Source organism: Olsenella sp. Marseille-QA0557 (genome assembly GCF_965119725.1).
Classification (GTDB): domain Bacteria; phylum Actinomycetota; class Coriobacteriia; order Coriobacteriales; family Atopobiaceae; genus Coprovicinus; species Coprovicinus avistercoris.
In genome coordinates this window covers 1,647,934-1,660,112 of sequence record NZ_CBCPMI010000001.1, presented here as the reverse complement: position 1 = coordinate 1,660,112, position 12,179 = coordinate 1,647,934, and the positions used below count along the sequence as shown (strand labels likewise).

12 protein-coding genes are annotated in these 12,179 nt (G+C 49.3%); 1 reads left to right on the top strand and 11 read right to left on the bottom strand.

Translation table 11 applies throughout. The features are described from left to right. Positions 1–12 precede the first annotated feature (12 nt). Positions 13–786: a gamma-glutamyl-gamma-aminobutyrate hydrolase family protein gene (locus ACQY6Y_RS07535; RefSeq protein ID WP_428379707.1), complete on the top strand. Its 774-nt coding sequence runs from the start codon at positions 13–15 to the stop codon at positions 784–786. On the opposite strand, the gene recO is transcribed toward ACQY6Y_RS07535, so the two are convergent. The 11 genes from recO to lepA all read right to left on the bottom strand — a co-directional run bounded on the left by recO (position 783) and on the right by lepA (position 12,147). Next, positions 783–1,532, bottom strand: a complete 750-nt coding sequence (gene recO, locus ACQY6Y_RS07530; protein ID WP_428379705.1) for a DNA repair protein RecO — start codon at positions 1,530–1,532, stop codon at positions 783–785. The two genes, ACQY6Y_RS07535 and recO, sit on opposite strands and share 4 nt — an antisense overlap. 1 nt (position 1,533) lies before the next feature. Further along, positions 1,534–2,460: a GTPase Era gene (gene era, locus ACQY6Y_RS07525; protein ID WP_428379703.1), complete on the bottom strand. Its 927-nt coding sequence runs from the start codon at positions 2,458–2,460 to the stop codon at positions 1,534–1,536. Positions 2,461–2,473: 13 nt separating this feature from the next. After that, positions 2,474–2,848: a diacylglycerol kinase family protein gene (locus ACQY6Y_RS07520; protein WP_428379701.1), complete on the bottom strand. Its 375-nt coding sequence runs from the start codon at positions 2,846–2,848 to the stop codon at positions 2,474–2,476. Further along, positions 2,845–3,351, bottom strand: coding sequence for an rRNA maturation RNase YbeY (gene ybeY / locus ACQY6Y_RS07515; RefSeq protein WP_428379698.1), 507 nt, complete (start codon positions 3,349–3,351; stop codon positions 2,845–2,847). Before ybeY ends, ACQY6Y_RS07520 begins: the two co-directional genes overlap by 4 nt. Position 3,352: 1 nt before the next feature. Then, positions 3,353–4,306: a PhoH family protein gene (locus ACQY6Y_RS07510; RefSeq protein ID WP_428379963.1), complete on the bottom strand. Its 954-nt coding sequence runs from the start codon at positions 4,304–4,306 to the stop codon at positions 3,353–3,355. A gap of 53 nt (positions 4,307–4,359) precedes the next feature. Then, positions 4,360–5,637, bottom strand: coding sequence for a MiaB/RimO family radical SAM methylthiotransferase (locus ACQY6Y_RS07505; RefSeq protein ID WP_428379696.1), 1,278 nt, complete (start codon positions 5,635–5,637; stop codon positions 4,360–4,362). Continuing rightward, positions 5,634–6,803 (bottom strand): molecular chaperone DnaJ, encoded by a 1,170-nt coding sequence (gene dnaJ, locus ACQY6Y_RS07500; protein ID WP_428379694.1) that lies wholly within the window; start codon positions 6,801–6,803, stop codon positions 5,634–5,636. The genes ACQY6Y_RS07505 and dnaJ overlap by 4 nt, the downstream gene beginning before the upstream one ends. 68 nt (positions 6,804–6,871) lie before the next feature. Further along, positions 6,872–7,972 carry a DnaJ domain-containing protein gene (locus tag ACQY6Y_RS07495; RefSeq protein ID WP_428379692.1) on the bottom strand — a complete coding sequence of 367 codons (1,101 nt, stop codon included), beginning with the start codon at positions 7,970–7,972 and terminating at the stop codon, positions 6,872–6,874. A 28-nt stretch (positions 7,973–8,000) separates the two neighbouring features. Further along, positions 8,001–9,263, bottom strand: coding sequence for a radical SAM family heme chaperone HemW (gene hemW, locus ACQY6Y_RS07490; RefSeq protein ID WP_428379691.1), 1,263 nt, complete (start codon positions 9,261–9,263; stop codon positions 8,001–8,003). Continuing rightward, positions 9,260–10,339: a tRNA dihydrouridine synthase gene (locus ACQY6Y_RS07485; RefSeq protein WP_428379690.1), complete on the bottom strand. Its 1,080-nt coding sequence runs from the start codon at positions 10,337–10,339 to the stop codon at positions 9,260–9,262. The genes hemW and ACQY6Y_RS07485 overlap by 4 nt, the downstream gene beginning before the upstream one ends. After that, positions 10,336–12,147 (bottom strand): translation elongation factor 4, encoded by a 1,812-nt coding sequence (gene lepA, locus ACQY6Y_RS07480; protein ID WP_428379689.1) that lies wholly within the window; start codon positions 12,145–12,147, stop codon positions 10,336–10,338. Before lepA ends, ACQY6Y_RS07485 begins: the two co-directional genes overlap by 4 nt. Positions 12,148–12,179 lie beyond the last annotated feature (32 nt).

The following is a 12,179-nucleotide window of genomic DNA, read 5'->3' as shown; positions in this document are numbered from 1 at the left end:
TAAAGGATTGTTATGCCTCATTTTGACGATTATCGCCCAAAAATTCTTGTTGCTCCGCGTTGGCAAACATTCAAACCCACCATTGCCATACCCGAACAACTTGCTGATGAAGAAACTATGTCTTCAGCATTTTCTGAGGCACTTATAGCCGCTGGCGCTCTCCCGATTATGGCGGCTCTCCATGAAGATACGAGCTTGCTTGATGAATATATTGAGCTCTGTGATGGTGTAGCAATTCCAGGTGGTCAAGATGTTAACCCTGCAATATGGGGCGATACGACACCATATGATGAAGAGCTTCTATGCCCCAAACGCGATGTTTTTGAAATTGAACTGGTGAAGCGGACGCTTGCCGCTCATAAGCCTCTTTTTGCTACGTGCCGAGGAGCCCAAATCCTCAACGTAGCTCTTGGGGGAACGCTCTGCATGGATGTGACCAGCTTAAAACCTCGTCCTCATGCAGCCCTGTGGCGCCACCAGATGATTCTCCATGACGCCGCACATCCCGTTGAAGTCTCCCCTCACACTCTGCTCTCACGTTGCATAGGGAATGCAGATCTCATTCAAACCAATTCAAGCCATCACTGCTGCATAGCAGAGCTTGGAGAAGGCGTACAGATAACAGCGGTTGCTACCGATGGTATTCCAGAAGCTATTGAGGTTGGCGCCGAACGTTTCTGTTTGGGTGTGCAATGGCATCCAGAATACACGTGGAAAACTATTCCTACAGACTTTGCTCTTTGGACCTCATTTGTTGATGCATGCCGAACAGCTCATGAGGATTAAAGGCCGAGCAAAAACTCAAAAGCACGCAAACGGGCTTCAAGGTGAACAGCAGACCACCTGTGTACCAGCACAGCCAGTCTATATGCTAAAGCTTCATCAATCTCTGCTCTCAAAAGATCATCAAAGGTGAGCTTAATAAGCCCTTGTAGCCATTGAATCTCGTTGTCAGAGACGCTGAAAGCACCTTCGATTTCTTGGCCACAACTCGTGCAGAGAACGCCACCAGACTCTGGAGAAAAGAGCTCTGTTTGTTCATCTCCGCACATCACACATCCCGATAATTCAGGGTACCATCCTGCATGAGCAAGCACTTTAAACGCATACGCTGATACAACGAGCATTACATGTGCGGCATCGCCAGCCTCCCCCAGCGCAGCAAGAGCTCGCGTAAGGATGGGATATAAATACGAATCAGGAGTGTCTGCAAAGCACGTTAAACGAGCAATTTCACAGATGGTTTCAGCAGCAGAGAGATACTCTGGATCACGGCGAAGAAACAAACGTGCATCCAGAAGTGATGCTTCAGAAACAATATCGAGATTGCGACCGCGCGCAAGAAGTACGTCTATCTCACAAAATAACTCAACTCGACCTGCTAACTTTCCGGAAGGCTTGCGTGCACCTTTTGCTACGGCACGCACTTCGCAGCCATCTTCGGACAGAAGCGTCAAAATGAGATCTTGCTCAGAGAGCTTCGTGCGAGACAAAACCGTTGCGCGCGTACGCCAAGTACGCCTTCCTGCCACATTACTCTCCCGCGTCGTATCCTAAGCGAGCGATTTCGTTGGCATCACGACGCCACTGAGGTTGAACACGAACAACAAGATCCAGGTAGACGGAGCAATCGAAGAGAAGCTCGAGGTCTTTACGAGCTTCAGTCCCAATGCGACGAATCATCGATCCACCGCGACCAATAACTATGCCACGCTGTCCTTCACGCTCCACAAGAATGGTTGCTGAAATAGAAGCATGTCCATCTCGAGCCCAAGAAATAGAATCGCATCTCACTGCAAGTGAATGCGGAATCTCCTCTCGAAGGTTACGAAAAGCCTTTTCGCGAATGAACTCGGCAACAAGGTCTTCATCAGTGGCATCAGTGCCCATGTCATCAGGGAACCATTTCGGTCCTTCTGGCAAATGAGCGCTCACCATGGAAATAAAGGTATCTACATTGAAACGCTCCTGGGCCGATACAACCAGCGCATCATCAAAGGGAGCAAGTTTTCGCGCAGCTTCAAGTTGTTCTGTTATCACCTCAGGAGATGCAATGTCCGCTTTCGTAATAACTAAAAGCTTATATGGCGCAGAGCTTGCCGCCACATGTTGTGCTACCCACGCATCGCCACGACCAACAGGTTTTGTAGCATCTACCAACATGGCGGCGACATCCACATCAGCCAGTTCCCCTAAAGCGGCACGATTCAGTTCTTTACCAAGAGCGTCCTTTGGCTTATGCAAGCCAGGGGTATCCACAATGATGAGCTGAGCATTTTGTGAATTGATAACAGCTCTCATACGACGGCGTGTGGTTTGAGCAACAGAACTTGTAATAGCAATTTTTGTACCTGCACACGCATTGAGTAAGGTTGATTTCCCTACATTGGGCCTTCCTACCAAAGCCACAAAGCCACTTCTGAATGTGCCTGATGTGCCGTCTTGATCTTGAGCAACCATGGTTCTATTCCTTTTAATTAATTACTGCATTTATTAACACAAAAATGCCGACAATAGCTGCGACAATAGAAAGCGTCCACACCGCAGCTGCAGCGATATCTTTCGCCCTGCCTGCCAAGGGATGAAACTCTGGAGACACAAGGTCTACCACTGTTTCTAAAGCAGTATTCATGAGTTCACCGGCAATAACCATGCCGCAGCAAATGAGAACGATAGCCCAGCTCAAAAGATCAAGCTGCAAAATAAAGCCCATGACAAGCGCAAAAACGCCCCCACCAAGCATTACTCGTATATTGCGTTCGGTGCGCAGCGCCGTAAGAAAGCCTTGTATAGCAAATCCAAAGCTATGCCTGAACGAAGGATGATCTTTATCGGAACCAGGAATCATGCTTCTTCACCCCGATGGCGCGTAAGGATTGCTTCTGTGAGCGTTCCGTCGCCACCCATACGTGCAAGAATGGCATCTTCAATTTGCTGCATCTTACAGGCATCAGATTCATTCATATGATCGAATCCAAGCAAATGCAACATGCCATGAACAAGCATGAGGCGTGTCTCATCCGCCTCTGTTGTTCCAAATTCAGTGGCCTGATGTGCAACAAAGTCAGGAGCAATAACAATATCGCCAAGCTCACAGGGTTCATCTTGAGCTAAATCCTCATCCCAAGGATGCTCCATCTCAAAAGAAAGCACGTCAGTCGGATGCGGATTATTGCGCCACGTTCCATTAAGTTCAGCAATACTGTCATCCGAAACAAAAGAAAGAGAAACCATGCAGTCTCTTTCTACGTTACGGTCTTCCAAAACCAAGCGAATGAGACGCTGTGCTTCCTCGTTATCTATAGCAGGTGTTACACCATCGGCGCAAAAGAAATCAAGCTCAACGTCCATTTCAAACTCCTCGCTTCTCAGCCGCATCATAAGCGTCTACGATGCGGCCAACGAGTGTGTGACGCACCACGTCAGTACGACCGAGGTCGACAAACGCAATGTCATTCACTCCTTCAAGCACTTCACGAGCATGTGTTAAACCACTCGTACCCTTTAAATCGCGTTGAGAAACATCGCCAGTAACCACAAATTTTGAAGAGAATCCCAAGCGAGTCAAAAACATCTTCATTTGTTCAGGCGTAGTGTTCTGCGCTTCGTCAAGAATAACAAAGGCATCGTTAAAGGTTCGCCCTCGCATAAAAGCAAGGGGAGCTATTTCAATAACGCCCTGCTCAATCAGTTCGTTAGCACGCTCCATATCCGTCATATCAAACAAGGCGTCATACAGAGGACGAACATAAGGATCGAGCTTCTCTTCAAGCGTTCCCGGTAAAAAGCCCAGTGATTCACCAGCCTCTACCACCGGACGAGCGAGCACAATACGGCCAACATCACGCCGTTTGAGCGCAGCAACTGCCATAGCCATGGCCAAGTAGGTTTTACCAGTTCCAGCTGGACCCACTCCAAAAGTAATGGTGTTTTGCCGAATTGCATCTACATAGCGCTTTTGTCCTGAGGTTTTTGGTCTCACCGCGCGCCCGCGATACGTAAGTAAAATATCATCGGTCAGACTCACTGAAGGAGCAGCACCTGCTCTTGCCTGCTCCACAAGAAGATCCACATCGGACACCGTAGGCATCTCACCTGCAGAAACCAATCTCACCAAACGGGAAAATACCTGCGTTAACGCATCAACTTCATCAGCAGAGCCCACCAAAGAAATCTGATTGCCTCGCACCGTAACAATAGCGTCAAACGATGCCTCAATACGCCGCAACAAAGCATCTGCAGGACCCATCAGCGCAGTAAGATCCACAGAATCAGGAATGGTAAGGCGAACTTGTGTAGGCTCCATAGTCCCCCGCTCATGCTGTTCCATACCAGGCGTCCCTGAGACATTATTGTCTATCATACCCCGTCTTCCTTCTCTTCACGCGCATCGAGAAGATCGCCGGCACAGCCCTTAACGTGGGCGTAAACAAGTTGGCCAACCTTTCCATGTGATACTTGAACATCAAAAAGACCACCGGAAACTCCTTGGCCAGGAGTTTGAATGCAAACCAGTTCATCATGACCAACGCGCGCCAAAGCTGCTTCATGGCGAAGTCGTACAGCAAGCTCACGTGCACGACGTGCTCGCTCAGCCGAAATTTTGGGATCAATTTGTCCTGACATAGAGGCGGCAATAGTGCCTGGGCGCTTCGAATAACGAAATACATGCATACGGCTGAATCTCATACGCTCACAAAACGAAATGCTCTCCTCGAATTCCTCATCGGATTCCTGAGGAAAACCAACGATGAGATCGCAACCCAGTGCCAATCCGTCTATACGTTCATATGCATCCATAACGACTCGCTCATAACGTTCAGCTGAACAAGCGCGCCCCATTCGACGAAGAGTAGCTTCACAACCGGACTGAAGAGGAATATGCAGGAAAGGCGCGATACGATCTTCAGATGTTGCTATGCAATCGAGAAGCGCAGGGGTTATATCCTGTGGCTCAATTGAAGAAAGTCGAATACGACCAATACTGGTGTCTTCAAGCAGAATCTTGAGCAACTCCGGCAATTGTATTGTGGACTTCTCAGAGGTGTCTTCATAGCGTCCAAGGTTAATACCGGTAAGTACAACTTCCTGCACACCGTGCTCTATTTCTTTTTGTACCTGCCTCACCACTTCGGAAGCTGCAACAGACCGAGAAGCACCACGTGCTCGCCAAACAATGCAATACGTGCAACGGTTATCACAACCATCTTGGATTTTGATACCTGGTCTCACTCTACCGGTTGGAGTGAGGACGCCCGACTCCCAGGCAACCTGAGAGGTGCAATTCCAACCCAAAAGCTCAAGAGCGCGTGAGGCAACCTTGGCCTTATTTGGCTCAACAATCACGTTGTCAGCAAGACGTGAAAGCTCATCAGCAAAAAGAGTAACAACGCAACCGGTGGCAATAACTACAGGCTTCTTCGCAAGTGATGCCGCGCGCCGAACAGCCTTACGAGCTTTTGCCTCCGCTTCACCGGTAACAGCGCAGGTATTAATGACGACAAGATCCGCCTCAGAAGCATCAACCGGCTCACACCCAGCAGACTCCAACTCTTGAGCAATACCGTCGATCTCAACGCGATTTACACGACATCCAAGATTGATAAAGGCTACTTTTGGTCTTATCTGCTCAGTCACTTACGTCCACCTTTACGAGGGCGAGGCTTGCGGCGGGGACGCCGTTTGCTTGAACGATGATCATCGTCCACAAGTGAGGCAACATCGGCGCGCTCTCTCACAAGGTCCTGCACAAGTTCACGTTGGGCGACAGTAAGGTCAGTCGGAATCACAACATCAACCACAACATGAAGGGAGCCACGAGCCGAGCTATTCTGCCGCGGCATACCATAGCGCTCTACTCTAATTTCCTGCCCATACTGACATCCTGCTGGAATATCGACTTCAACGCGTTCGTCCTTAAGAATGCCTTCTATTTCAATACTTGTTCCAATCATTGCTTCTAAAGCATCAATGCGTGCCGTACAGAAAAGATCGTCGCCTTGGCGTTTAAAGCGTTCATCCTCTTCAACTATGATGCTTACGACAAGATCGCCTGAGCGTTCACCGCGCACACCGGCTTCACCACGACCGGCAATCGTAATAGTTTGACCAGTATGAATGCCAGCGGGCACCTCAACCTCAATAGTCTCGCGAGAAGGGGTGCGTCCCTGCCCTGAGCATGTCTCGCATGGATGAGTGACAACATGGCCGGTACCACCGCACTCTGGACACGTGGTTCTCGATTGCATTTGGCCAAGAATCGTACGCTGAACCGTTACAACCGTACCGGTACCATGGCACCGCGGGCAGGTTTCCACGCTGCCCCCTTCGGCAACGCCACTGCCTCCACAATCATCACAAGGAGCAAGACGGTCGTAAGCAATGCGCTTCCGGCAGCCAGAGGCAGCCTCAGCAAGCGAAATCTTGAGACTGATTCCCATATCACGTCCGCGCGTACGCGCTTGGCGTGCTCCACGTCCACCTGCCGCTGAACCGCCGAAGAAGGACGAAAAAATGTCGTCCATACCAAAGCCGCCGAAGATATCGGACATGTCTACATAGTCGCCGCCAAATCCAGCAGGACCATTGGGATCACCATAACGATCATAATTGGAACGACGTTGCTCGTCAGAAAGCACCGAGTAAGCTTCGTTTACCTCTTTAAATCGCTCTTCCGCATCGGGTGCTTTGTTTACATCGGGATGCAATTCACGTGCTTTTTTAAGAAAAGCGCGCTTAATGGTACGTGCATCCGCATCGCGTGAAACACCCAACACTTCGTAGTAATCTCTTTTTTCGCTCACACTCACCAGTCCAAACACATCTCAAACTCAAGACGTTCAACCATCTATCAATTAATTAGCAGTGTTTATTACCAGACATACATGCCGCGCATGCCAGCTGTTCCAGCAGTCTGAACACATGAAACCATGGCAACCAAGAACAGGGCAAAGACGACACCGTTCAACATGCCTGAAAGAACATATCTCAGTGCGTTTCGCCACCAAATAAGCCCATGGCCTCCAATACCTCTTCCAAAAGCCATAAAGAGGCCAATCGCTAACGGAATAAGCACTGTAAACAACATGGAAGAAAGGACGCCAGCGATACCACCTACAACTAAAAAGGGAATACAGAACCCAACCAACTGAAATCCCTGTGCTTGTAGCGGCACCAGGCGCTCTGATGGCACGCCAACGCGACAGACAAAATCGCCTGCTTCCGAACCATTGGTGCCAGCATTACCTTTACCAGGGAGCCGTATTTCATCGCCATCATGAGATCCGGCCGGAATATCGATGACCACCTCGCTTGCCGTAAGTACACGACCTGATCCTCCACATTCAGCACAGGGATCAACTACTACACGGCCGGTGCCCTCACACTCAGGACACACCATGGTCATAACGCCAAACCCTAAAAGGTCGGAAAGATCAACTGTTATACGACCAGACCCACCACAGGTAGGACAGGTCTCAGGCTGCTCGGCGTGCACGGAGCCCTTACCAGAGCACGCTTTACAAGTTGCATAATGGTTATATGTTATGCCGCGGCGGCAACCTGCCGCAGCTGTCTCTTTATCGAGATCAAGCTGATAAACGACGTCAGCACCAACTTTAGGATTATAAGAACGAGCATGGCTGTTCGAAGAGCTCGATCTATTGGGGAACGGCGAACCCCAACCACCAAAGGGCCATCCTGAAGGTTGATGATCGCTGTTTACAGGCTGCCAGCTGTTAAAAGCCGTCCCACCGCGACGCATCGCGTCATACCGCTTGCGTTTATCAGGATCAGAAAGAACTGCATATGCCTCAGAAACTTCTTTGAAGCGCTCTTCTGCATCAGGTTCTTTGTTCACATCAGGATGCAGCTTGCGTGCTTTTTGCTGAAAAGCTTTACGAATCGTTGTCTCATCAGCATCGGAATCGACACCTAAGATCTTGTAATAATCCTTTTCATTCATAGAAGCCATGTGGCAACTCCAAGTCGCATGCCTGTTTTTAACATTTCCGATCTTCGATTGTACCCGTGGAAAGCTCCCACATTGCTCCATAAAGGGCATTTCCAAGAAGCCATCCACGTGAAGTGGGCACTAATGATCCGTCGGGGCACATCTTTGCTAATCCGTTATTCTCAACTCGCTCAATCGTCTGTGCAAGCGCAGAAGAATCTAAAGCTTCATCAGCAAAAGAGAGAAGTTGTTTCGAAGCGCCTTCAGTTTTCCTCATAGCAAGCATGAGGTCTTCTGCAACAGCTTGTTGTAGATCAAGAAATTCTACTGAGAAATGCATTGAAGAGAAATCTGCTTCTTTTGCGAGCTCCTTACGGCCACTTCGCACCTCTAGACGAACACGCTTAGCTGAAGAAGGCATTTCAGGAAGCTGTGGTGCACGTTTGCGCAAACATTCATAGGCGGCTGGCGTCAGTAACGAGGCAGCTCCTGTGCCCAGCCCTATATACGGCTCCCCAGTCCAATAAGCCATATTGTGCTTACACTGCGCTCCAGGAACCGCATAGCTAGCCACCTCGTAGCGATTAAACCCCGCCTGAGCCAGCATGTCGGCAGCCATCAGCATAAAATCGGCCTGCTTGTCTTCATCAGGCTCATCCATGGTGCCTCTCGCCACGCGCACGCCAAATGCAGTGCCTTCTTCAATGGTGAGAGGATAGACGCTCACATGTTTAGGTCCAAGTTCAATAACCCTTTCAAGTGTGCTTTGCCAACTGTAGGTTGTTTGAGCAGGAATGCCACACATCAGATCACATGAACATATAAGGCCAGCTTCCTGCGCCTTTTTGAGTGCTTGCTGCGCCTGTTCTGCTGTATGTTTGCGTCCTAAAAGGGCAAGTTCATGGTTATTGAGCGACTGAATACCAAGAGAAACACGCGTTGCTCCGCCGTCTACCAACGCCTGAACAACCTGTTCATCAAGAGATTCGGGGTTTGCCTCACAGCTCACTTCGCACACACCAGAAGAGCCAATTGCAGCACGGAGAAGATCTTTTAGAAGTGGTCCTGCCACGCTTGGAGTACCACCGCCAACGTATATCGTAGTCATCTCATCAAGAAGCCCTAATGACTGCACTACTTCGATCTGTTGAATTAACGATGCGATGTAGGTGGCTATAAGTGGGTCATCTTTGTCTGTTGCCCAAGAAGGAAAATCGCAATAGAAGCACTTTGATGAGCAGAACGGAATATGAATATAGAGGGCACGGGTCGACCGCATTTCATAGCGCGCATTCCAACAGATGCAACTCATGCAAGCCCCAATTGCTTTCGAATACTCGCAAGGAGTTCGAGAAAATCATCAAGGCTCACACACGCCATAGCTTTTTCTCGCCAATGCCGAGCACCCTCCATGCCTTTGAGATACCACGCAGCGATCGAACGCCCGCGAACAAGATGTGCGTTAGTTGCCGCAAGCAAACGAAGATGTAATTCAAGTGCATATACACGCTGAGCCGGCGTATGAAGTGTTGACTGCCCTGTACAGGCAAGGTTCTGTGCGTCTGCAAAAATCCAAGGATTTCCGTAGGTTCCTCGCGCTATAAAAGCAGCTGTACAAGCGGTTTCTTTGACCATACGAACCGCGTCTTGAGGGGTAAAGACATCTCCCGATCCAATGACAGGAATCTCTACTGCTCGTGCAACCTTATCTACAAGTATCAAATCGGAAGTGCCACGATAGAGCTGGGAGGCATAGCGACCATGAACCGCAAGGGCTGCCACTCCTGCATTTTCCAGGTGCTTTGCAAACTCCGGTCCCACCATTCGTTGGCTTGTGCGACCTATACGAATTTTTGCTGTTACCGGCACGTTCGTATGATGAGCTACAGCGCGGACAATCTCACAAGCCCGCTCAGGGTCATCTAAAAGTGCTGACCCTTCCCCTTTTCGCGTCACCTTAGGAACGGGACAGGCCATATTAATATCGATAAGCGCCAGACGCTCGCCCAGCCGCTCACTAATAAGAGTTGCAGCTTCGCTAAACTGCTCTGGTTTGCTACCAAACAATTGGACAGCAATATCGGGCTCAACCTCATCAGGTAAAACTAACGACCAGGTTTTTTCTCCCCCATAATGAATGCCTGCTACTGACACCATTTCGGTGTAGGCAAGACCTGCGCCTCCGGCTCGAGCCATAATGCGCCACGCTGCATCAGACACACCAGCCATTGGTGCCATAAGATATGGATTTCTGGCAAGACGCTCTGCGAAGGTAGCGCCCTCTGAAAAAGGTTGAAGCTCCTGAGAAAGACCAGCCTTTTGGCCATAGGTTGCAAGCAGCGTAGCAACAGAATGCTCCCGGCCCTTTGTCTCTGTCTCTAAGCTCACTCGTCTCCTACTTTCAGAACGGCAAGGAATGCCTCCTGTGGAACTTCCACCGTTCCAATGGCTTTCATGCGCTTCTTTCCTTCTTTTTGCTTTTCCAGCAATTTACGCTTACGAGAAATATCGCCGCCGTAGCACTTTGCTAACACGTCTTTGCGGACAGCTTTTACAGTGCTGCGAGAGATAATCTTATTGCCAATTGCTCCTTGAATAGGAACTTCAAACTGTTGGCGCGGAATGATCTCTTTGAGTCTGTCACACAAACCTCTCGCAAGTGAATATGCTTTATCGCGGTGAACGATGAAGCTCAGGGCATCTACCTCATCACCCGAAAGCAAAATGTCGAGCTTTACCAAATCGCTTGCACGATAGCAGCTGAAGTCATAGTCAAGACTTGCATAGCCTTTTGTTCGACTCTTAAGTTGATCAAAGAAGTCCAAAATGAGCTCGGCAAGCGGCATTTCAAAATGCATTTCCACCGACTTTGAAGAGAGGTGAATCATGTCACGCATCTCTGCTCGGTGATCTATGGCAAGCTGCATAACCGCACCGGTGTACTCGGGCGGCACAATTATTTTTGCATTGAGATAGGGCTCTTCAATACGATCAATTCGTGTGACCTCAGGTAAATCCTGAGGACTACGCACTTGCACCATTGTGCCGTCTGTTTTATAGACGTGATAATCCACGCTTGGGCTGGTAGCAATGAGATCTAAATTGAACTCGCGCTCAAGACGCTCTTTCACGACCTCCATATGGAGCAGTCCAAGAAAACCAACCCGAAAGCCAAAGCCTAAAGCAACCGATGTCTCAGGATCCCATACCAGAGAAGGATCATTTACTCGAAGCTTCTCTAAGGCATCCCGAAGGTTTTCATACTCTTTATTATCAACCGGGAAAAGACCTGTATAAACCATAGGTTTTGCCTCGCGGTAGCCCGGCAGCGCTGCTTTGCAAGGCCTATCGCGCAAGGTGAGCGTATCGCCCACACGCACTTTCGCCGGATCCTTAAGGCCAGTTACGACGAAACCAACCTCACCAACACTCAGCTCATCTACAAGCTGTTCGGCTGGACGTTTTACTCCCACGCCGTCAGCAAGAAACTCCTCGCCATTTTGCATCATGAGAAGGTTATCGCCCTTTTGCACACGCCCATCAAAGACGCGTACCGTAGCTACAACTCCTCGATACTCATCGAAGTATGAATCGAGAATAAGTGCTTTGAGCGGTGCCTCAGCATCACCTGTTGGAGGAGAGACGAGATAGACAATCGCCTCTAAGAGCTCATGAATACCTTCGCCTGTTTTTCCCGAAACGCAAACCGCATCATCAGCTGGAATAGCAAGCTCGTCTTCAATCTGAAGCTTTACCTCATCAGGTCGAGCGCTTGGTAAGTCAATTTTGTTAATCGCAGGAACAATGTCGAGGTTTGCATTCATAGCAAGATTTGCATTAGATACCGTTTGTGCCTCTACACCCTGCGTTGCATCTACAACGAGAACGGCACCCTCACAAGCTGCTAAAGAACGAGAAACCTCATACGTGAAGTCAACATGGCCAGGCGTATCAATAAGATTAAATTGATATAGCTGCCCATCGTCGGCTTCATACATAACGCGCACAGCGTTTGATTTGATGGTGATTCCTCGCTCACGCTCAATGTCCATGGAATCAAGCATCTGTGAAGAGAGATCGCGCTCCTCCACGGTATGAGTGAGCTCGAGAATACGATCGGATATGGTGGACTTCCCGTGGTCGATATGAGCCACGATGGAGAAGTTCCGAATGTGTGATGTGTTGAAGTCAGTCATGTATATGATGATAGCTTGTCCTTGCCTTGTGT

Excerpts from the sequence above, each read along its gene's own strand:
- ybeY (WP_428379698.1), bottom strand. The coding sequence starts at position 3,351 with ATGGACGTTGAGCTTGATTTCTTTTGCGCCGATGGTGTAACACCTGCT.
- era (WP_428379703.1), bottom strand. The coding sequence starts at position 2,460 with ATGGTTGCTCAAGATCAAGACGGCACATCAGGCACATTCAGAAGTGGC.
- ACQY6Y_RS07495 (WP_428379692.1), bottom strand. The coding sequence starts at position 7,972 with ATGGCTTCTATGAATGAAAAGGATTATTACAAGATCTTAGGTGTCGAT.
- ACQY6Y_RS07520 (WP_428379701.1), bottom strand. The coding sequence starts at position 2,848 with ATGATTCCTGGTTCCGATAAAGATCATCCTTCGTTCAGGCATAGCTTT.
- ACQY6Y_RS07510 (WP_428379963.1), bottom strand. The coding sequence starts at position 4,306 with ATGGAGCCTACACAAGTTCGCCTTACCATTCCTGATTCTGTGGATCTT.
- hemW (WP_428379691.1), bottom strand. The coding sequence starts at position 9,263 with ATGAGTTGCATCTGTTGGAATGCGCGCTATGAAATGCGGTCGACCCGT.
- ACQY6Y_RS07535 (WP_428379707.1), top strand. The coding sequence starts at position 13 with ATGCCTCATTTTGACGATTATCGCCCAAAAATTCTTGTTGCTCCGCGT.
- lepA (WP_428379689.1), bottom strand. The coding sequence starts at position 12,147 with ATGACTGACTTCAACACATCACACATTCGGAACTTCTCCATCGTGGCT.